At 47.4% G+C, this 23,944-nt stretch carries 6 protein-coding genes; 1 reads left to right on the top strand and 5 read right to left on the bottom strand.

All coding sequences use genetic code 11. The features are described 5' to 3' along the window. Positions 1 to 317: 317 nt before the first annotated feature. The gene (locus tag ABC831_RS11410; RefSeq protein WP_343248251.1) at positions 318 to 7,697 is read right to left on the bottom strand and encodes a discoidin domain-containing protein; all 7,380 of its coding nucleotides are present in this window, start codon (positions 7,695 to 7,697) and stop codon (positions 318 to 320) included. 346 nt (positions 7,698 to 8,043) lie between these two features. On the opposite strand from ABC831_RS11410, the gene ABC831_RS11405 reads away from it, so the two are divergent. After that, positions 8,044 to 9,525, top strand: a complete 1,482-nt coding sequence (locus ABC831_RS11405) for a GNAT family N-acetyltransferase (RefSeq protein WP_343248250.1) — start codon at positions 8,044 to 8,046, stop codon at positions 9,523 to 9,525. 192 nt (positions 9,526 to 9,717) lie between these two features. Here the strand turns inward: ABC831_RS11405 and ABC831_RS11400 are convergent, their stop codons facing one another. From ABC831_RS11400 to ABC831_RS11385, 4 genes are all read right to left on the bottom strand, one after another. Next, positions 9,718 to 15,558 (bottom strand): endo-alpha-N-acetylgalactosaminidase family protein, encoded by a 5,841-nt coding sequence (locus ABC831_RS11400; RefSeq protein ID WP_343248249.1) that lies wholly within the window; start codon positions 15,556 to 15,558, stop codon positions 9,718 to 9,720. A gap of 370 nt (positions 15,559 to 15,928) precedes the next feature. After that, positions 15,929 to 16,684 carry a site-specific integrase gene (locus ABC831_RS11395; RefSeq protein ID WP_343248248.1) on the bottom strand — a complete coding sequence of 252 codons (756 nt, stop codon included), beginning with the start codon at positions 16,682 to 16,684 and terminating at the stop codon, positions 15,929 to 15,931. A gap of 235 nt (positions 16,685 to 16,919) precedes the next feature. After that, positions 16,920 to 17,285: a hypothetical protein gene (locus ABC831_RS11390; protein WP_343248247.1), complete on the bottom strand. Its 366-nt coding sequence runs from the start codon at positions 17,283 to 17,285 to the stop codon at positions 16,920 to 16,922. A gap of 121 nt (positions 17,286 to 17,406) precedes the next feature. Continuing rightward, entirely contained in the window at positions 17,407 to 23,541 is a 6,135-nt protein-coding gene (locus ABC831_RS11385; RefSeq protein ID WP_343248246.1) for a discoidin domain-containing protein, read from the bottom strand. Positions 23,542 to 23,944: the final 403 nt, after the last annotated feature.

Below are 23,944 nucleotides of genomic sequence, written 5' to 3'. Positions count from 1 at the left end.
GATTCGGGGGGGTTCTTTTTTACTACTTTCCTTCATAATACTCTTATAAACATTTTTTATAAAATTTATCAGGACCATTTTGAAACCAGGCTACAGATACGTCCCTCAAAGTTATTGATGTCAAACAGTTTTTATATCTTCTAATCCTAACCATCTGTTTATTATGCCCGCCTGTATTACTGACATTTTTCATCAAAGGTTCTCCGCCATTAGAATTATTCTATAAAGAGAATGGAAACCCTCAGAAGATTTCCATTCTCTCTTAAGCTCTTTATCTTTCTAAAAATCAGCTTTCAGATGCCTTCTACATCCCGCTCCTATCTTTCGTGGATCTTGTCTCTCTTTCTGTAATACACGATCCCTGCCGCTGCGCTTCCGGCCAACAGCAGTATTAACATTATCGGCACCACCGGCGCTGAGTCCCCTGTCTGCGCGCCGTCAGCCCTGGTCACCGCAGCATCACCGGAACCAGCCTGCCCGTTATGATCCTGAGAATCCTGTTGATGATCGTTATCGTCCCGGATTACTTCATCCCGGAAGATGATCGCGTACAGGGAATAGGAACCTGACTCTATCGTAATTGTAGTTTCTTCCTGATCCAGATCCTTCAGTTCAGCGATCTGTCCGTCATGGAGCCTTAAGAAGGTGAAAGTCCTATTTACTCCCGTTCCGGGTTTTAATTCTTCCGGTACCGGCACAATCAGACGCAGGCTCTTATCCAATGACCGTACGAGCTCCAGATTCCCGTCTCCCACCTGTTTCTGGATCGTAATATCTAGTACCATTCCCAGTTTTCTGCCGTCCAGGGCTTCCTGGAACTGAATCATATCCGGATGATCCGTCTCCATCTGTACTCTTCTGACCGTAAGCAGAATCCTGCTATAGACACCGTCTGCGATCTGGTGTTTTTCCTCTTCGGTAAATACGGAATTCACCAGCTCCTGGCTGTTGGCGATCTGTACTTGTGGTGCTTCCGGATCCTGAGTGATCTCCACTACAGTCTTTCCCTCTTCACTCTGTGTTCTTTCCAGCTGCTCCAGCGCTGCTGCCAGCTTCTCTATCATTTCGTTTACGGATTGCTGGTCATCTTCGGACAGATCCGAATTCCGGGCCATAGTTTCCGCTTCGGACAGAACCTGCACAAAAACTTCCCAGCTCTCGTCTGTGTAATCCGTACGTTTGCACGCTTCGGCCATCCGGATCTTTTCCGTCAGCAGCGTCATATCGGCCCTCTTCGTCAGTCCGTTCAAAACTGCCTGCAGAGCATCTGCCTTTTCATCTACGGCCGCCTGATCACGGATCGTCAGACCCGGGGTAAGTAACAGTTCTCTGGCCGCATCCAATGTCTTTTTTAACTCTGCGCTTGATTTTTCGGTGTAGTCCTCTGTCTTAACCGCTTCTGCCTGCCGGATCATGTCACGCAGGGAAACTGTATTCGCAGGCTTCAGGCTCATATGGTCGCTAGCCCACTGGAGATTCTTAAGAGCCAGGTCTACGATTCCCTGTTCCAGCACGGTCAGATCCGTTCGGTCTAAGACTTCCAGCGCCACCCGAAGAGTATCTTCCACATTTATCACGGATGTTTCTTCATAGTCTGCCCAGTTATTTTCCTGGACTTTCTGATTCTGTACCGCTGTGCATAATTCGGCCAAAGCGCTCATGTCGGCTGCTTTATACTCCAGGTTTCTGAGGATTTCTGCCAATGTATCCACCGAATTTTGGATATCCTCCGGACTGACCGTACCGGGTTCCTGGCCCAGCAGTTTTTCGGCCGTTTCCATGGCACCCTGCAGCTTCTGGATACTTTCTTCGGTGATCTGGTTTTCCAGCAGAATCTGTTTCGCTTCTGCAATTTTTTCCGTCAGGACGTCGGTATTTACTTCTTTGTAAAGTAAACCAAGTGCTGCGGCTTCCAATCCTGATATCGTTTCTGATACCTCTTCCACAGTGGCTCTTCCTTTATCCAGAATAGCTTTAGCTGCATCCACCTCAGCCTGGAATACCTGAAAAGTCTCTTCCGTGTAGAGCTCTTCTTTCTCTGTCTTTGGCAGATACTTATCATAAACTTCTTGCAGCTTATTCAGATCTCCCTCCAAGCCGGTCATGAATTCGATGATGTAATCAGACCTCATCGGATTTCCAGCGGTATCATGGATGGCCGCCCCGCTGATAACCAGCGTATAGTCTGTGCCTCCCGCCAGATATTCCGGCGTGACAGTGAGGATATTTCCCTGCAATGCCGCTTTCACCGGCTGCGGCTCGCTGTCTTTGTGAAGTTCAATGGCGCCTTCATCCAATGTCAGATTGTCTTCACTCAGATGAAACGTAAATGCCGTTTCAAAGTCTACATTTATTTCATTATTCTGAATACTGGCTGCCGTGATCGCAGGCGGAATTACATCATTGGACACATTTGTCAGTACAAGTCTGGCCATACGTCCCTTGAAAAAGCCCGTCCCGGCTGCGTCTTTGTCTGCCCCTTCCAGCTCATGTCCCAGGCACAGCGGCGCTTTCAGGCTGTTTATGGTGCTCCTCGTGATCTGATTTGCAGCGGCTTCTGTCGTATCCTGGTCCACCATAAGAATCATTTTTCCCTGTTCATAATCATATACGGCTTTCAAATGATGCCATTTTGCATTTTCTCCGGTAGTGACAGCTCCGGCTTCGGAAGAAACTGAATTATCCTCTTCGGCTCCGCGGATCACAAAGAGTACGGTACCGTCGTTTAACACCTCCAGTTTAAATCCATTGCCGTCTTTTTCTTTCTTGCTCACCAGTACCTGCCTTAGGCCTGCTGCTTCGGGCATCTGTACCCAGAGATCAATCGTCATACTGCGGAAGGTTCTTAAAGATCCCTGGTCCGCGATCCGTACGGCAGCATCTCCGGTTCCGTCGAATTCCAGCGCTTTTGTAAATCCAGAATCCTCCGTCACCTGATTACCGGTGCCCATCGCTCCGTCGTTGTGGAATTCACTCTGGTCAGCCAACGGCATATCTGCATCCAGGAAATTATATTCCGCGACAATTCCGTATTTGACCTGATCTGTTTCCAAATTAGCGATTGCGCTTTGCAGTTCTTCTGCGGCCGTGTCGATCAGCTTCTGATCTGAGGTCTCAGGTTTGGCTGTTTCCGCAGGTTTCGCCGCTGCTTCGGCTTTGTCCAGTGCTTCGTCCAGAGCTATCCAGCTTTCCAGGCCATAAGCAGCCTCATCCAGTTCTTTTGCCTTGCTGATCTGCTCTTCTAGTCTGTTCTTATCCAGATATTTAAAGTTGATACAGTGGTAAGGAAACTTGGATGCATCCAGGTCCGGTTTCACAAGATCACTGGTTCCTGCCGCATATCCCGGATTCAGATATTCGATCTGCGGCGCTGTGGCAAATGGTCTCTTATCTTTCGAGTGGAACCAGTTATCGGTCGAACCCTTCGGATAGTATCCGGCGATCTCGTATTCCCCCGGCTCCAGGGTTATGGGTGTATCCAGTTTCGCATAGCAGTATCCATTTCCATCTCTTGCCGTTCCTTTTTGCAGGGTGACGGCAGCCAGCGGTTCGGTTCCGTCTTTTGTCCAGATTCCTGCTTTTGAACCTGTGTTATCAAATTTTCCGTTATTGTTCTGATCATAAAATCCTAATTCCGTGATAACGATGGGATTCTTCACCTGGAATCCATAAGCCATCGTATAGGACTGACTCTTTGTGCTGCCAGTGTCGACACTGGCCTCATTGGGATAATACTTCAGTGCGGAGTATCCGCTCGATTCCACATTTACCTTGATATCCACGGTATTAGTGATATTCTCATCAGCTGCCGCAGATGCTGTGATCTGTGCGGTACCGGATAATCCTCCCTTGATGTTGCCGTTCTCATCAATACCCACGATTTCAGGATTGCTGCTGCTCCATTCTATGGTTTTATTCGTTGTATTTTCAGGGAGTATTTCAGCTTTCAGTTTCTTTTTGTCATTTACATTTATGGTTCCGCCTCCATCATCCGTGATGGTTATGCGATCCGGCATCCGTTCTTTCACTTCGATGGTCAGCGTTCCTTTGATATCCGGCGATATCAGGGATTCCGCCGTGATTTCTGCTATACCTGGAGTTATGCCGGTGATTACACCTTTTTGGTCCACCTTTGCTGTCTCAGGATCACTGCTGCTCCACTTCACTATTTTCACCAGAGCTTCCTGCGGCAGAACCTGTGCAGCTGCCTGCAGCGTATCTCCGGTATACAGTACAGTCTCATCAGCGGTAACCTGGACGCTTTGTACCGGTTCGTATGGTTCCGGGTTCTCTGTAATATGATAAGCCGATCCGGGTTGGGTCTCAAAGGTGTATAACAGTTCTCCGGTATTCTTGGTAGCCGAGATCTGTGCGCTTACGTTCTGTCCATTTCCATCCTGTATGATACATCCGTTTTTCCATGGAGACACCAGATTCACGGTATTTCCTTTTTCACTGGTCAGATCCACATATGGGATCACCTGTCCATCGGCCTTGTACTCGGAGGATATCAGGAACGCTCCTTTTGCTCTCAAATCTACGAATTTAATATCTGTGCTCTTCGCCCACGAGGGGAATATACGAAGTTCCTCCTCATGATTCTGTAACAGCATGGAGTTAACCGCCTCGATGGTCCCAAAAGACTCTATTCCGTGAGCATCGCCGTTCCTACAGGTCAGGTTCTCTCTCCAGAGCGCCTGAATGGTATGATCCAGACTGCTCAGAATCCGGTCACCGTCAATGCCAAGCCGTGCTGCGATCGTAAAGGATTTGGGGAAACCGTTGTATCCGGCCCCTCTGTAGTAAGGATACATGGGGTTAAAGTATTCAAAAGTATCCCTGGCAATTGTCAGCTCATCCGGATCAGAGGCAAGACTAACATTTTCCGCCGGATGCACAACGCCTTCCAGAGCCACCGGCTGGTTCCCTTCATAAATATAGGTTCCCCACGGACAGTTCGAAGCTTTTACCTGATCGTAATTATCCGAAAAATAGCCCGAAACATATACTTCTTTGTCCGCATCAAATCCCAGGCTGGTAAGATCCGCCTTTGCCCGCTCTGCGTTTTCGCTGGTGGGAAGAGGCGACAGATTGTCCAGGATCTCCTGCATTTGGGGTATCATTTCCAGATTCTCACCCAGGTACTCGGACATTTCTATAAAGGCTTTAAAATGTGATTTTATGTATCCGATATCCAAAATCGGATTGATATCATAATCTGAGCTCGCGTTCAGCTCATTATTGGCACTTTTATATACCCAATATTTTCCGTCATCCCCTTTCTCCACAAAATCCATATAGAACTCTACGGTTTGTTTGATCGCCGGATAGGTATACTGTTTCAGCCGTTCCTCATCCTGATTATACTGCCAGTCCCAGATGAAGGCCTGCGTATAAAGCATAACATTGGATTTCTGATCTGTCGGAAGCTTGTTGGGATTCTTTGTGGAAGCAACCGTTATCGGGGATTTTTTATTATAAAAGTTATAGACCGGCACGATGGACCGTTCAAACTGCGCTCCGCGATATCCCAGTTTTGCCACTGTATTCTGAGCATGGGATAACCTGACATCCGCCTCGATAAAATACGGTTCCATAATCTCGCTGCGGTTACTGGAGAATAATCCGTAATAAGGTGCTTCATAATTGTAGTTTGTGTAACCTCTTCCATAAGATGCAGCCTTGTCATTCGTCTGCCATACGCCAAGCATACTGCCCGGTACATTCGGCTGCTCAGCGCCTTCCGCGGTAGGGCGTACGGTGCAGCCCAAACCGTATAAGGCTCCAAAGTAATACCGTTGGATTGTGGTATCGGCTACGTTAATATAGGATTTCATCCAGTAATCCTTCCACCACTGGAGATGTTTCTCGTGAGCCCGCTCCGTATCGGCTACCGTCAACTGCTTTAATCTGGTTGTCGCTTCTGTTTTTACCGTCTCCAGAGCTTTTACCGCCAAACCGCTGCCGTTGGTAAGACCGCTGCTGGAATGTGCGAAGCTGGCTAATTTCACTGTTTTTCCAGGCTCAAGCGTTACGATCATATCGTTTCCGCTGATTTCGCTGGTCCCATCAAGGACACGGACCGCCGTGGAAGTCCTGGAACTGTAGGGAGAACCTGAGGATCTCGCAAGCCAGATCATGTCATCCGTGGTACCTTTCGACTGGCTGATGCCGCTGGGCGCCTTTAAAGTCAGTTTCAATTTATATGGTTTATCGGTCTTTTCATCCAGCGTAATATCCGTGATCAGAATATTACGGTCGTCCAGAGTCCATGACCGGAATGTTACGCTGTTTCCGTCAAATTCCTGTTTGCTGCGCACCTCCGCATTCAGAATGTCCTGTTCATGATAGTAGCTGCCATCCGGCTCTTCGGACCGGTCCAGCACATTTGTCCCGTTCTTGTACAGATTAATATCTACGATTCTCGCTAACGCCATATCATTTTCATAATGTTTGCTGGCGTATTCCGGAGCGGTCGGTTCCGCAGAATAAAGACGCAGATGGTTTGCCGTGACCTCCGTGTCAAATTCAAATGTGTTGATATTTTCTGTATTTCCCGATACGGATTTAATCGTTGACCAGTCTGTTCCGTTATCCGAGATCTGCAGTTCATAATTGTGCGTGTTATAACAGGAATCCTGCGGGTAAAGGACACCATTATGTTTCACTTCGATCTTGTTGAATGTAAAAGGTTTGTCCGATGATACCTTCACCCACTTATCATGGGGAACGGTCGCCCCATCTACTCTGGCAGCCTGTGTGTTGGACCGCCACATAGTATTCTCGTCGGAATCGAATGCATTTTCCGCAGATATGGTAAATCCGGATGTATCCGATGCAGAGTAAGTAAAGGACTGTTCTTCTTTGTTTTCCGCATGGATAAGTGACTTACCGTTGTACAAGAAATCGACCTCCGAAATCCGGGCCGTAGCACGGTCTCCAGTCACTTTATGCGTCTCCTGTCCCGGCTGGACCGGCTTTGTGATGTTCACCCGGAAGTACCTGGAAGTCACAGGCTGTACCAGATTCCGTTCTACTATGTAATCCGTGTTATCTGTTATGATATCCACGTCTTTCCACTCAACGCCATCCTCACTGGTCTGTAAGCTAAAATCCCTGGTGTTATAACGCGTATTATGACCGTCCACATACCCTCTGTGAATGGATGACCAGGAATCTATCGTTACTTTTCGCTGAAAATCAAATTTCAGCCATTTATCACCTTTTGAAGCACTTTGCGCCTTGGTAATCCAATAGGTAGCAGGGTCTCCATCGATCACAGCCGCCGCCCCCTTGGATCCGTCGGCGGTGTTGCTTTCATTCGTGGATACCTGAAGACTCCCTGCTTCCAGACCGGTAATCTGAAGCTGCGCATTCATGACTTTCTGGGAATTATTCCAGACATCCTGCCCTGAAAAATAAAAGCTCTGTTCATCCGGGCGCGCATCGGCCACCACTCCAAAACTGCCGTTTCCCAGCAGCATGCCTGCTGAAAAAGTATTGCCCTCCACCTGGCTTTTGTCCGGTGGTTCCGTATATCGTCCGGTGACACCAGAGAGTATCGTCTGCAGTTCCTGCCATTTTGTATCCTCATCCGGCTGAGCGGCTTTCGCCGACAGGGACACGGATGGCAGAATCGAGCTGAAAACTGCAAGGGTGAGCACCATCGTGATAATACATTTTAGATTTCTCTTCATCTTTTTTCCTCCTCATAACAAGGGTTCCCCTTCCCCCGCTGATTTTAATAACAGTCTTACACTGGTACTGTAACTGATTGTGTATAGAATAACATACAAAGGTAATCTGTAGAAATGCACAATCCTGTACTATGATGTGGACAATTCTGAAATTTTTGTGGATTATCTTGCATCTATCAATTTTAGACCGGCAGGCCGGGTATTGTAAGAATCTTCAGACTATGCTAGTATTGATTTTAAAATCAGACGGAAATCGGTATGAGTAACATGTCGCACTATAGCAGTTAAACTCACACAGCCTATTTTTTTAAGCCTGTGATCAAAGAATTCAGCTGGAGGTATTTATATGGAAATGATTGGCTTTCAAAAAGTACAACTTCCTGTCATATCCGCGTTTATCCTCGATACTTTACATGAGGACCCACGTCTCAACCAGTCTGCGGAACTGGTTCAGCGGTATACGGATATGTTTTCGCCGGAAGGCCTGGCCGACCTGGAATCGGCCCGGAAATGCCGTTTTTTTCTCTGCCGCGATCAGGGAGAGCTCTGCGGTGTCTCTATACTGGACACGTCCGGGAACATCATCTGCCTGTGTGTCCGGTCGATACACAGGAATCTCGGAATAGAAGAGCTATTGTTCGAAGAGATTGTAAAAATCTGTGCAAGGGACCTGGTGGTAACCCGGGTTACCGTACATACTACAGACAGCATGCTGCCGGTGTATACCCGGCTGGGCTTCCAGGTATACAGTTCGGAACGAGAACTGCAGGGATATCCCTGTGTTTCTATGGATTACATGATCGCGCCAGGTAATATGGAAAGTAAAAATACCCGCAAAAGAACAGCGGCCGCCGTCAGTGCTTCCCTCGTCAGCGCGCTGCTTATCCTCATCACCGTAGCGTTTCTGGTCTTCACGGCCGGTTCCTGGCTTCACAGCGAATGGGACCGTCTGCAGAGCAGGCACTCAGAGTCCTCCGCGGGATCTTCCGGTACCAAACTTCCGTATTCCGGCATTCCTGGGGATGGTTCTCACGGAGATGGTGGACAGGACAACAGTGATCTTCCCCAGACTGACGATCAAAGCGAGGATTTGGATACACTAGAAGCTTTTCCTGTCTACCAGTCGGAGAATCTCCCCTATACGCTGACGGAAGAGTCCTATGTCGAATATTCGGAAACGGATCAGGAAACGGTGGATTTCTCAATTACATATCCTCAGATCGAAGGGATCGATAATGCGGATGAACTGAACGAAAAAATAAAAGCCGTAGCTATGGTAACAGCTAACCGGACCTATTTAGAGCGGGATGATCAATTTATGGAATCCCTGGATGGTTTGGATCATTATTATTTTGCCAGTGATGTACAATACCGGGTTACTTACCAGGGCGGGGAATTATTGAGTATTGTCTTTGAGGACCATTATTTTTCCGGAGCTTATGTGCTGGAATTTCTGGATATGCGCACCATTAATCTGAACCTGAGAAATGGAACGATGTACCAGAATTTTTCCGATATCGTGAATGTGGATGATACATTCCAGACGTTTTGGTACGACAGAATGCTGGCGGAGGTCCCCCATTCACTGGTTCTCAACGGCCTTACCCAGGAACAGTTCCGCAGGATGCTGGATGGGGAAGTGGTGGATGGAAGATATTTCGTGAATTATTTTCTTACAGCCGACGGCTTTGAGCTGGGATTTACCTACCATTATAACAGCGGGGAAGAACATACTGTCATTCAGCGGGGCTGGATGAGCGCACCATGCCTGGACATAGATATGTATGGCTTTTCGAAAGAAAGTGAATTCTGGGAGTTATTAGAATAGACAGATATAGTCGGGCGCCACTGTTTAAAAATTTTAGGAATGCTTCTATATTGAAGGCCGTTGGGTTGTCGGAAAATAAATTAGTCGTACCAGATCAGGTATACTTACCTGGGTATTTAAAAGCAGGTTCCCGCCAATATTTTGTATCTGCGGGAACCTGCTTTATTTTAAATCTGATCTGCTACTTTAAATTCATGCTTTTTTTCTTTTCCAGTATACCCCGATACCGGCTGCCGCTGCCAGCACCAGGACTACCACAAGCGGAATCACCGGTGAGCTGTCACCTGTATGAGCGCCTCCGGCAGTCTGGTCAGAAGAGTTTCCGCCGCCATTTCCGGAGTTATGATTATCGTCCTTATCCTGATTATTGGGTCCAGGTGTTTCGGTCGGCTGCGGCGACGCGGTCGGAGCCGGACTTACCGTGGGGTCCGGGGTCGGTTTGGGGTCCGGGGACGCCGTGGGATCCGGCGTCGGAGTCACAGATTCCATAATGCCGGTAAGCTCCTGATAGCTATTATTAATCATGTCCTGAGTCACGGTTTCATCGCCGGCCTTAACTTTCGCCAGAAGATCTTCCGCCTTTGCAAGAGCCGCGCCTAGTTTCTCCTTAACAGAAGCGTCTATACCGTCTTTTGCGAGCATTTCTTTTGCGAGATTCACCGCGCTCTGCAGAGAATCCACAGAGATTTCCGCTCTCGAAACCAAATCATCGATTGCATCTTCCAGGTTCGCCAGGGCGAGGGCTACCTCATATGCAGTGGCGTCCTGATCTGCATATACGGTACGGGCTGCTGTCAGTTTATCCTGAAGAGATTTCCACGATGTTCCGGTATAGCTGTCTTTTTGAAGCGCAGCCGCTTTGTCTATGGCGGCTTCTAATCCCTTCTTATTGACATCTGTAGTTGCGGGATTCGGATGTGTCACGCGCAGTTCTGCTGCCGCCGCATTTTTATTCTGTGAGCTTGCTGTCAGTCCAGCGGTTTCCCTGGCAATAATCTTAACATCGGTTACTCCTTCTGTTTCAGCAAAGCTGGCATTCTGCCAACTGTTATCCGTATCAAAAGTCACATTCTCTAAGATAGTCTCATAGGTTGCGCCATTATCCTTACTAATCTGGATATCCGCTTTCATTATTTTTCCGTCTGTCTTGGGCGTTCCTGATCTTGGCAGATATCGGATACCATCCACAGTCTGCGCCTCATTGAGATGAATATTAAACCATGCAAGCCCTGACTGTACTGCATTATCAGCCTTATCCGTAATCCAATAGGTAGCTTCGTCCTTGTCGAGTGCGAATTCTATCGGGCCTCCTTTACCGCTTTTCTTCAGTGCGCTTCCCGCAGTTGCGGTGTAAAGTTCTGTGGAAATATCGAATCTGTCAGCCGGCCCTGCCGAGTTATCCAGGCTTAACATCGCAACCTTCAGCGCATAGTACGCATCTTCCATTGCACTCTGATTCGTCTTGTCTCTATTCACTTCCACTTTCGCTTCGATCAGAGCGTCCTGGAGCGCTGCCCACTCTTCCAGTGTATAATTATTCTCTGAATAATCTTTCTCTGCCTTTTTAATCATCTCGTTCAGACTATCCTTGCTGATGTCTTCTTTTACCAGCTCAATCTTCAGATTATCCAGGACAAAGTCTTTGTATCCGCCAAAATCCGCGGCAGAGTCTTTGGTTCCCTGGGTATCGGCGGCTGTTCCTGTAGAATAGATACCGAACCATGACTCCCCGGATGCCGTTCCCACGAGTTCTGTCTCATAATGTCCATTCTCGCCCATGGCTTTCGGAAGATTCACATAAGGAGTTTTTCCTAAAAATTCCCCGTCTCCCATAGTCACTGCATATGTATTATCACTGCCTGACTGATAGTCGAAGCTTATTTTATAAGTTCTTCCCGGTTCGAACCTGAAGTTCTGCGGTATCGTCTGATAGAGCATGGAGGTACCCAGCATAGAGGTAATTCTGCTGCCTGCCAGGCCGTTTGTCTTCAATGACCAGTTTCCGCCCAGAACATCGTCCACCTTCTTGACATCCCATCCGGCCTGCGTATAAGGTTCATGTAATTCTGATAAATGGGTACGATTGTCTGCCACACCTTCGATCGGCCCGATTACGAAAGGATAGATACCCTGCACATTGTTTTCAAAATCCTGTGTCAGTCCGATTATATCGCCGTTTTCGTCTTTCTCTAATACATCCATATCAGACTTTAAAACACGGATATCATCAAAGTATGCGCTTCCCTCTCCTGCTTCTTTTGAGATCGTCAGCGTCACTTTGCTACCGTCTTGCGGAGCTTTAAAGAATACGTACATATTCTGGAAATAACTGCTGTCATCTACCGTAGCGCTGGAATTACTGTGCGTATATGCTTTTACATAGTTTTTTGCGATCGAACGGACTGTATAGTTGGAGTCTAATACTTTGTCCCGTGCTTTCACTTCTATCTTCGCTTTGGAATCACTTCTGTTATCCACACCCAAGTATAATACATAGTTCTCCCCCTGCTCCAGATCTGTGATATCCTGGGTCAGAGCCACCTCCCCGTCCAGCTTCAGCATAGGGTTGCTGTACTGGCTCTTAGCGATAGATGCTGCCCCCTCACCGGATTTCGACCAATAAGTATTCAGACCTTCTTCACCGGAATTGAATCCCACATCTACCAGATGCATTCCTTCACTCCATGTGATCTGAAGGTTCCCTTCTTCCCCCTTGCATACGACATAAGGAGTCTGGGCCTGCGCATCCAAAGTAATTTCCCCGTTTTCAACGGGAACCGTCTTTTCTTCCGTCTTTCCGAGATCAGTCAGTTTATATACTTTTACCGACTCCAGTGATTTCCAGGAATCCTGGAGTTCCCATGTGGTCGTACCGCCCAGTGTATTCCAGTGGTACAGCTTTTCATTTTCCGGTGACACTTCATCTCCTGTCTTCGGATCCCAGTTCCAGGGAATCAGATAGGATTCCGTTCCGTCTTTCCCGGTGTCGCCTTTGGATACTGCGCCCTGGGCGATAATTTTTCCGTTCAGGGTAATCGTTCTGTTGCGGTATGCCGTGTCTGCAGGGTCTGTAGATTCTCTTGTGGCCACGACTTTGTTTCCATTTTCATCCCTGAGGGTGATTTCCTTCTCAGGTGTCAGTTTATATCCTTTATAATCGATTTCTTCCCCGTCTACCCATTTTATTACTTCAAAGTGCTGCAGGAATTTTGTGGTTAAATCATGGGTATACAAGTTTGTGATATATGCATCATAATCATTTCTTCCTTCCCAGCCCTCAAAATCCTTCATGCTGTAGCCGCCAAGAAGAGGAGCCATCGCGGCGCCGCCGTACCCCGGATAATCACCGATCCAGGAGTCTTTCTGATGGTTTCTCAGAAAACGCATCACATGGCTGTTCTCGCCTTTTTTGTCATATCCTCCGTAGGTAAGGTCGGCAGCCCAGTGCTGGAAGGTGGAATCATACTCATTTCCGGAGCCCCATTCTGTTGCCATGCGCCATCCGTTTTCTGTAATTTCGTCTGTGAGATGTCTGGTTTCCCATGAATCTTCCGTTCTGGTTGCCGTCAGGTTACCCCACACATCCACATATACGAAATCCAGGTTGTCACCGACTTTTTCTTTCAGTGAATCGAATCTGCCTCTTCTTGCTCCGGATCCGAGATCGTAGTATCCGTCGATGCCGACTCCCTGATCCAGCCAGTTCCAGCCATATCTAAGCGTATCGATCAGGGATGGATCTTTCTTTGCTCCGTCGTCCTCTGCCGTGTATCGCCTTACGGAGTCATCCCCAAAAGCCTTTGCCTCCGGATACATCTCACTGGCATTGACATGGATGCCAAACCGCGCGCCGTATTCCGCACCTTTTTCCATCAGTGTATTCATATCTGCGGCTCCGCCGATTCTCTCACCGATGTTATCGTAATCCGGATGCCCGGAGTCATGTCCTTCGCTTCCATATCCTTTCAGGAGTACCGCCTGACCAAGGCCGTCCGTGTGCTGTGCCACCCGCTTCACATTGTCTAAAGCAGTTAAGAACGGATTTTGGGCCTGTCCACCGAAATTCATCGCGATACGGTATGCGACCAGCTCCGGTACTTCTTCACATTTATAGGGATCGTTCATAATATCACGGAACGCGATGGCGCCGTCCTGCCAGTCGATCTGTTGATCGCCGTTTTCATCACCGGTAATAACAATCCTGGTCTGGGGCATTTCAGATTCTTTGACCGTATAGGTCACGCCATGGCTGTCTTCGATGTTGCGGTGGTAATACCAATGCGCGCTGGCAAGCCCTAACTCCTTATAATCCCCTTTATCCTGCGAAGTTGCCAGGATACGCGTATTGTGTCCGCCTCCATTCACTACCGTGTATGCACTTCGTCCTTCATGTTCGGAGTTGCTCCAAAGTCCCGCGCTCATTTGATCATTTGACAAAAAGGCATACATATAGTCCAGATCTGTGAATATTTCCATTTCATTATCTACCTGAATGGATTCATCCCCATTGATCCTTGTATTAGAAGACATGATGGCCCCCTTCAGGTTCGCATCCTTCTGGGTGCTTCTGACAGATAACAGACTGTGGTTCGGTATGGCGATCGTTTCTACCGGATAGGTTTCCACTTCTTGTCCATACTTGTTTGTGGTAGTCTCTGTCAAATTGTTGGTAATATCCGTGATACGAAATGACAGTGTGTTTTTCTCCACTGCCAGCTCTGACGTGATAACCGCATCGATATGGCTGCCCTCATCTTTTACGGTCATCGTATAGATGGCCTTCCCGGACTGTGAGAAATCTGCTGCTACGTCTTCTGGGGCTAAGGTTACGTCAGTGCCATTAATTTTTATAGTATTGAGTTCATCTGATTGACCATAAAAAATCTTGCCAGCCAGATCTTGCTTCATCTCGTATCTCACGACACTGGGGAAATTTTCAGCTATGTAGACATCCATCTGATCTGATGAAATCATCTGAGTGGCAATTCCCTGCATTTTTTGGAGTACGATATCTCCCACATTTACCACATCTTGGTTCACCGTAACGGTTCCGGTTCCTTTCAGATAACCTTCTTTTTCCACAGTTATACTGTATTCTCCGCCTGGAAGCGAAACCTGGTACCCGCCGTCGGTATCTGTTTGAGCGGTCCCGGCAGCATCTGTCTGAGCGGTCCCGTCGGCATCTGTCTGAGCGTTCCCGTCGGCATCTGTCTGAACAGTCCCGGCGGCGACCGTCACCTCGGCACCTTCGACGACATTTCCTTCTCCGTCTATCACCTTACCGGATACAACGCAAGATTCCAGATCGACCGCGTTTACTTCCTGACTCCCATAGTGGATGTCTTTCATATATACATCGGATGCTATTCCGGAACACGTTGCGACCTTAATGGCTATGTTATCTGTAAAATTTGTTAAGCTGCTGAATTCCTCTTCAAACACGCTCTGTCCGTCTACCGTTAAGGTCACTTTTTTGTCAGCTGTCCAATCTATCCGGAAGGCAGTTTCCACTCCCTGTTCCGGAGCTGCCGCTCTTTGGCCCGAATAGCGCTCTCCCTCTGCATTCTGGTATTTTTGCCAGAACCATCCGTCTGCGTCATAGCCTATGAACATACCATTTCCTGCATCTGTATAGCCAAGATAGATGCCAAATTCCGTTTCCGACAAGGGCGTGCCGCTCTTGATCGCAGCCTCAAAGTATCCATCTTTAGAAAAATCAAAGTTATTGGGATTTACAAATACTGCCGGCAACGCATTCTCCGCACTATCTGCCGTCCCGTTTCCATTTGCCGCGGATGCTTTCAAATGCAGCCATCCGTCTTCTACCACGCATATGGAGTCTTCTCCTTTTCGGGTAGCCTCATCCTGTGCCCAGGCTGCATTTACCGCGTCTGTCACCTCCCCGCTAATAGGTTCTGCATTCTCCTCCGCCTGTACGCTCATAGGCGTGAAGGCTAAGGTTCCCACTGCTTGTGCTAATACCATGCTGGTTGCCAGAAGCATGCTGAGTACTCTTGCATTTCTCTTTTTCATAGCACTGCTCTCTCCTTGTTTTTTGTAAAATATAAATAATATTTTCGTACACATAGTAGTATTATTCTCCATTCTTTACAATATCTCCCTTTAATAAACGTATAATAATGCAAATTTTCAAGGTAATTCTGCAAATTAGCATGTTAAAGTGCGTTGATGTGTGATCAAATCCGCTTATCCATCACGCACCCGTCTTTTGTAACCGGAGCAGTTTCACTAATGTGTCTTTTAGTATCAAAATAGTATACCTTATGGAGCAGTTGCGCTGCGACCCTGCCCGAAGGGCATGGATTCGGGGATACTGTATAGTATTAATAATAATCGATATAAAGAGAATTTATAATTACTCAAGTTCCTTACATCATCGTTTTTATGCGTTCATTCGTATGAACATATTTACCTTAGATGCAATCACCTCCTGCTGTTCCTCAAAACTATGGGCATAAATGTTCATGGTGGTTGAGCAGGTCGAATGCCCTAAAGTTTTGGAGATCTCAACGATATTTATTCCCAGATAATTAAGGAGAGTAGCGCAGGAATGCCTCAATCCGTGGAGAGGTATCACCGGCAATTCTACTAATCTTTCAGCTTTTGCTTTAACCGGGTTATTTTGAACCCATTCGTTATAACGGCGTAAGTGTCTTATGAAATACTGATAAGGAGTTGTAGGGCTCATTAGTTTGCCGTCTGACTGGATAAAGAGATTACCGCCATTGTACATTTCCCCCTTCCATGCAGTACCCTGTTGGTATCGTTTTCGCATATACTCCTTATGATATTGCTCCAAAAGGGAGATCACATCATCTGGTACAGATACGTTTCGAACGGAATTTTTTGTTTTAGGCTCTTTGTATGCAAATCCATTTTCTGTCAATCCTACCGATTTCGATATGGAGATTTTCTTTGCCTTTAAATCAATGTCATTCCAATGCAAAGCCAGAGTCTCACCTTTTCGGAAACCGCAAAACAGGCATAGAGAAAAGAAAACTTTATATTGTGTGGGAACCGTGCAGGATGCCGTATAAGCATTTACGTAGTAAGGCTTATCCGTATCATCGATACGCTGGTGTTCACTATAGTGAACCTTATACGTCAGATCCAGAGATTCTATAAAAATTAATGGCACCGGATATAGACCTGCTCTCTACGCCCATGAACTCTGAAAATTTCCGGTCTATATGATTTTCTTTGTAACGCAGTGTGAGTGGAACCTTTCACCATTCCAGTTTTTGTCCTGCCGATGATTTGTCAGCTGCTCTTCATCTACATAAAAGAAAAACCCCACCGGATTTTCATCACAGCAAGGTTTTTCCTATACAAGTACAATTTTTCTACGATAACGATATAGTTAGAAATCAAATCTATTCAAACTCCACAATCTCTCCCCCATGCTCCCTGGAATACTCCGCAGCAAACGCCATAATATGCCCCTGCAGAGACAATTCCGCGGAAAGCTTCTGGTTCTCCGGATCCGGATATGCCAGCGCGTGTACAAAATTCTGCATAATGCATTCATCCCCACCGGAATGCAAAGTCTTCGGCGTATGTACCTTCACTTCCGTCTCATTTCCGGAAGCAAAATCTTTGATCACAAATCTATCATCATCAATGCATCCCTCAATCTCGCCTTTTGTTCCCATGATCTTAGTCTGGCGAATGATATCCATGGTGAATGCGCCGGCCTGGAACGATACTGTGGTGCCATCCTCATATTCAATATTTACCACTTGAATTCCAGGATATATTGGAATAACCCAATAAAAAGCAAGCAGGTTTCCGGTGATTGATATGCATCCTGGGAAACCTGCTTTTTTAGTTATCTAATCTAAACTTAATCTTATCTTTCTATTATGCCTTTTTTCTTTTGTAAAGAATTCCTGTACCAATCAGTACCGACATAATCAGTATAATAACAAGCGGGATCACTGGTGAGGCATCACCTGTTTGTGCTCCGCCGGCAGCCTGGTCCGAAGAATTTCCACTGCCATTTCCGGAATCTTGATTATTGTCCGATCCCTGGTTGTTGGGTCCCGGGGTTGCAGTAGGTCCCGGGGATGTGGTCGGTTCCGGGCTTACCGTGGGGGCCGGGGTTGTGGTTGGTTCCGGGCTTACCGTGGGGGCCGGGGTTGTGGTCGGTTCCGGGCTCACTGTGGGTTCCGGCGTCTCGGTCGGTTCCGGCGTCGGACTGGGGTCCGGCTGTTTTTCCAGTGCCTCTTTTTTCTCTTTCAGGTCATTGTGCGCCTGGTTGATCTCCTCCTGGCTTGCGTTTAAGTTATTATAAACCTTTTCTGCCTCCGTCAGTGCTTCTGCAAATGGCAGCCAGGTGTTTTCCGTAAACTCTGACTGTTTCAATTCGGATGCTTCCTGAAGAAGTGCGCCCAGTTCTTTTCTGTCCACACCGGATTTTACGATATGATAAGATTTTCCGGCCTTGGTGTCAAACACCAGTGTGGCTTCTTTGGAGTTAACAGTGGTGCCTTCTTCAAATGCAACCACCTTGTTCTGCCCGTCCATCACGATCGCATTTGCACCATTCTCATCAGCCCAGGGATTCACGATTTTTACCTGTGTCCCCTTCTCGCTCTTGATATCGATGTACTGCACTGTCTGATCCTTCATCTCAGAGGATACAAGGAATGCGCCCTTGTTCCGGATATCAGAGAAGGTTACATCCTGATCGTTCCAGGTCGGGAATACTTTCATGATTCCATTGTCGCTAAAGGTCATCATGCTGTTTAATGCTTCCACAACTCCCGCTTTTTCCCAGCCATGGTTGTTATCCTTGACATAATAATTCGCTTTCATTTTGTTCAGGATATTACTCTTCATCGCACTGATGAGTTTGTCCGCGTCGTAATTCACCCGCGCGGCATGGGTAAAGATTTTCGGTGTATTATTGACCATACTCCAGCCCGGTGACACGCCTTCTCCCATAACTCCTACCGTGTTTCTGGCAACCTCAAGGAGATAGGGATCAGAGTCAAATCCCAGCTGATCTCCTGGGTGGATGAATTCCAGGTTTACCGTTGCCGATATGGGTCGTATTTTTCTGTCCTCGGATAATCCGAATATCTCTTTTCCTTTATATTTGTTCGTTGCACCCGGAGCACCGCTGTATCCCTCATATGTATAGATACTGACTTCCGGCCCCACCAGATGGTCCGCGATATCAACCCAGGTCTGATATTTCGCCTGTGTAGGCGCCACGCTGCTGCCAATGTCTACCAGCGTATCCATCAAATTCTGTACATTACCAACGGTGACCGTCGCGTTAAATTCAAAGGAGGATTCATGACATCCGTCAAACAGTACGTATACATAGTCTCCGCTGCCGGTATACTCCGGATATTTCGCATAGTTCGCTGTATACTTCGTAGGAAGCGCCTGCCCGCCGGTATCGGAGCATGGGCTGTCTTTTACAAATACATCATCGATCCTGGCGCCCTTTTTCTCAACCCACTGCTCATAGAAGTTGGCCGTTTTCACCAGGAAATCATAAGGGGAATATTCACTGCCGGTGGAAGTCCTGATCTTCGTAGTCAGCCATTCATCGTCCAATGTATAATTATAATATGCGCAGATCTGGGACGCGCAGAATAAGGCGTCAATGGTCTGATTCAGATAGCTGGCTCCGCCGGAGCTTACGTTATACGGCGCTAAGCCAACCGGAAGCAGCAGCGCGTCCTCAAAACCATCCTTGAAATCTTCCTCCCGTGTTCCATAATACCACGGGCAAATCGATTTCAGATGATCTGCCTGTGCCGCCCGCTCCATGCCGGACTCCAGATATTCAATACACACGTCAAAGAGAGGCTGTGAAAATTCTTTCATACGGTTGCTGGAGTACGATCCGTAATAAGGTGCCTGGAAATTATAATTCAGGTGATAGTTCCCCTGCCAGGAAGGATCATCTTTGGTTACCCATACTCCATACAGGCCTGGCGCCTGTTTTCCTTCTCTCGTGCAGCATCCGAAGATATACTGGGAACCATAGTATAAGCGGTTCAGATTCACGTCGTTAAAATTGATATAAGACAGTTTGTAGTAGTCTTTCCACCAATTCAAATGTTCCTCATGCAGTTTTTCCACATCGTCTGCCGTTTTTACTTTCTTCTGCAGCTCCAGGACGTTTTTGACCGCTTGTCCGTTGGCACCGTCAGGTGCGTCCACCGCCTGGTTTCCGACACAGTCGATGGTGGTCACCACTGTAATCGTTTCTCCGGCGGGTATTTTCACCCGGATAATTCCCTGGTTTCCGGAACTGCCATATTTTATCGAATTCTGGTCACCACCGATTACTTTGGATGCCATAGCGATCTCGCTCATCCAGGATGCTGTATAACGGTTCTGCGTACCGTCGCTCTTCTTCACTACATCATCTTCAATATTGGATTTTCTGGTTGCCCAGACGATCCCGCCTTCTACTCCTGACTGGGTAATCATCTTGGGTTTACTGATTACATTGGCATCCGTGGTTGTTTTGGTAATGGTATCCTTCCCCCATGGCATGATATCCACGGTCTGATCCGTATCGCCGTTGGATGTAATCGTTGTCACCATGATATTATTTTCCGCGGAGAGCCAGTTGACCATCTTCACAGGTATATCTCCCATATTCATGGTCGTGCGGATCTCAGCTCGGGCGATGTCCATTTCTTCGCGGAAGGCGGTAGCAGCCGTCGCCTGGACACCGCTGTCCTGAGCGGCTGCTTCTGTCTCTGGAATATCATTTTTTTCTATTTGCAGATCCGGGTTCACTTTGCCGGTATCTGACTGAATTATTTTTTCTTCCGCTGCTGACGCGGCATCCGGTGTCTGTCTTCCGGCCGGTTCCTGCGAAGGATCAGGTGCTACGGCTTCCGGTTTTTCCGTAGCCGCAGGGCCGTTGGATGCATCTGGCGCCGGTTTGCTTTCCGGTGTTGGATTTCCTTCCGGCGACGGGCTGCTTTCCGCTATTGGATTTTCTTCCGGCGACGGGCTGCTTTCCGCTATGACATCATCCGCATGCGGTTCTGGTGTGGCTGCTGCCGGTTCCGGTAGATTCAGCGGCATCCAGCACACCGGTGTGGCTTCGGTATTGAATATGTAAGCTTTGGGTAGTCTGGCCCTGGAATTTTTATCATTTGCGGCCTGCTGTGCCTGCGTAATATTAATCTTAATATAACGGGCCGTCACGGGGCTCGAAAGCTTTTTGTCATATACGCTGGAGGAATTCCCCGTCACTGTGTCTAAGGTAACCCAGTCGCTGCCGTTCGCCGTTTTATACTGGATATGAAAAGCTGCAGGAGTAAAGTTTTTGAAATTAGCCGCATTCGTATTTCCGGTCGCCATCAAGTCAGCACACTGAGCCGGATTACCGGGAAGCAGCAGTGCCACTTCATCAAACTGCTGGTCGCTGCCCAGATCAATCTCAGCGGAATGCGTGGCAGCTTTATTCGCAGATATCCAGCCGTTATAGTCATTGCCCAGATTATTCATGTTGGTCCAGTTATCATTAATAATATTCTCCGGGCCTCTTCCATCATTCATCTTGCTGGTTGCAGACGCCACCGCGCCTTTAGCGTCCGTAGCTATACTTGTGCCATAATTATCATCACAGTAAACCTCAAACTGGCTGATTCTGGCCCGTGCCACATCATCGCTTTCCCCGGACGCTTTCGTAATATTCAGCTTGACGAACCGGGCCTGACAAGTATAGATTAGCCTTCTGTCCGTATAATCGTCCGTGTTACCGGATACGGAATCAACCGTAATCCAATCGGAACCATCCGTGCTGATCTGGAGTTCAAAATCCCTGGTGTTCCGATCGGTTCCGTTTTTCGAGGTCAGGTTATCATGTTTTACATGCCAGCGGTTTAATTTCTTTACTTCACCCAGGTCAACGGTCAGTTCCTGCCGCTGTCCTGTTTCCGATACCCAGCCTTCAGCCTGGCTGACACCGTTCACAGCATTTGCTGCTTCATGACCCGTAGTCTCTGTGGACGCTTTTGCTGTCTTCTGATACACCAGATTAAAAGCGGTACCGTCCGGTGCGTCCGGGATCGACTGTCCCGGAGTGGGTTCCGGTTCCGGATCAGGCAGTTCGATCTCAATCGGCATCTGATAAAGCGGGCTTTCTTTTGTGTTAAATACAAATCCTTTAACTATCCTCGCCCTGGAATTTCCGGACTGTTCAGCCTGGGTGATATTTAACTTAATGTAGCGGGCTGTAACCGGTTCACTGAGCCTGTTGTCATACACAGAAGCCGAATTACTGTTGTTGGTGTCCAGTGTGATCCATTCTCCGTCAGATGCTTTATATTGTATATTGAATTTCTTCGGATTAAAATCCGCATAGTGATAGGAATTCGGATTTCCGGTCGCAGTCAGATCAGCAGTCAATCCGGGACATCCAGTAAAGATAAATGCCAGCTCGTCAAATTCCTTATCCGTGCCCAAATCGATCTGTACCCAGTGCGGGGTTGGCTTTGTGTTGGAAACCCATCCGCAATAATCATTATAAGTACCGGATTTTGTGATCCAATTATTATTGATCACATTTGCTGCTCCTCTTCCATCATTCATAATGCTGGAAGTTTCCGCCTTCGCTCCTTTGGCGTCCGTGGCGAGACTGGTGTCATAGTTATTGTCATAATATAATTCAAACTGGCTGATTCTGGCCCGGGCCGCATCATCGGATTCCCCGGAAGCTTTCGTGATATTCAAGCGGACATATTTCACTTTATAATCATACAGCAGCCTTCTGTCCGTAATATCCTGTGTATTATTACTGACGGAATCGATTGTCTGCCATGTCTTGCCATCTTGGCTGACCTGGAGTGAAAAGTCCCTGGTATTTCTGATGTCACCCTGTCTGGAGGTCAGATTGTCGTGCTTTATGTGCCAGCGGTTTATCAGGGTTGGTACATTCAGATCTACCGTCAGTGTTTGCTGCTGCCCAATCTCAGACACCCAGCCCTCTGTCTGCTTTACTCCGCCGACCGCTTTAGCTGCCTCGTGTCCTTCGGTCTCACTGCTGGCAGTTACTGGCATTTCAAACGCACGGTTATATGCGTGCGCAGATACTTTATTATTTTCAACCGGCATGTTATAATCATCGTTCTGATAATATGCTTCGAACTGCGATATCCTGCCGATTCCATCCCCTCCGTCAGCGGTAGCTTTCTCAATGAGGATTCTTACAAATTGTAATTCCATCGGCTGGTCAAATTTAATATTCGTCACATCGGAGGTGTTATCTCTGATCTCTTTGATGGTAATCCAATCCTCTTCCCCTGCATCATCCGGACTGATATTCAGCGGAAGTGTCTGTACCTTGAAGTCACAAGTGTTTCTGTCTTCCCCTTTCTTCGAGGTATAATTATCATGCCGGATCACCAGACGGTCCACTTTCTGCTGGAAACTGAATCTGTACAGGAGCCATTGGGGCATGTCCGTGCCGTCGGACTGCCAGCCTGTAAATGTGTCTCCGTCTCCGTTTACATTGTTTGTATACATTCCTTGAACGGTCAGTTCCCCTTCATGATACCGGATTTCGGAACTGGCGGCAACCTCGCATCCATACGCCAGGTTGTACTCATGGCTGTCTTGTGCGGGCGCTATTGTCAGTCCTCCTCCCGTGATTAATTGCGGGCTTCTGCCCACATGACCAAAATATCTGGAATTATCTGTCCAGAAATCGGTGGTACTGATCAAATAAGTCTTTTCCGTCGCATTTCCATAGGAGGTGATTCCCGCATCTCCATTACCTAACAGGGCGGTGCTGGGCATTTGCTTGGTGATAGCGTCGGTATATTTCGTATCCGTCCATACCGCTTTCCCCGCAAATGAATCCATGATTCCTGCCAGCTCTTCCCAGACTGCGTCCTGGGTCTGTTCATCTGCCTGTACCTCACCTGGGCCTCCTGTTCCGGATAGTACCGTGGTCGTAAGCATAACGATTGCTAATATTCCGGCAAGGATATTGCCACGTCTTTTCTTCATCTTCTTCTCTCCTTCCTCATCTTTTCACCCGGATCTTTTACCTTGCGCTTATGCCTTCATGTAAAAAACCTGAGATTTGTTATCACTTTATTACATTAAGTGTCATTTGCATATGCACAAATCTGAACTCTTATGTGGACAAATCTGACTTTTTGTACTTTACGCCTATATTTTGAATATCGTGCCGTCCTCTTACGTCCATCCGATGTACTTTCAAGCAAAAGAACTGCCGTGCAGGATCTTCCTCTAGCTTCCGGCACAGTTCCAGGACTTTCAAAAACAGTTAATACAGAGTCATTACCATAAGGACCACCAGTGGTAACGCAGCTGTTTATTATGATACAAATTAATTAAAAACGAAAAACCTCACCGGATTCTCATCTCAGCAAGGTTTTTCTATACA

It is taken from the genome of Diplocloster hominis (genome assembly GCF_032380655.1).
Lineage (GTDB): Bacteria > Bacillota > Clostridia > Lachnospirales > Lachnospiraceae > Diplocloster > Diplocloster hominis.
This window is presented reverse-complemented; position numbering and strand designations above follow the sequence as displayed.

Excerpts from the sequence above, each read along its gene's own strand:
- ABC831_RS11410 (WP_343248251.1), bottom strand. The coding sequence starts at position 7,697 with ATGAAGAGAAATCTAAAATGTATTATCACGATGGTGCTCACCCTTGCA.
- ABC831_RS11405 (WP_343248250.1), top strand. The coding sequence starts at position 8,044 with ATGGAAATGATTGGCTTTCAAAAAGTACAACTTCCTGTCATATCCGCG.
- ABC831_RS11400 (WP_343248249.1), bottom strand. The coding sequence starts at position 15,558 with ATGAAAAAGAGAAATGCAAGAGTACTCAGCATGCTTCTGGCAACCAGC.
- ABC831_RS11385 (WP_343248246.1), bottom strand. The coding sequence starts at position 23,541 with ATGAAGAAAAGACGTGGCAATATCCTTGCCGGAATATTAGCAATCGTT.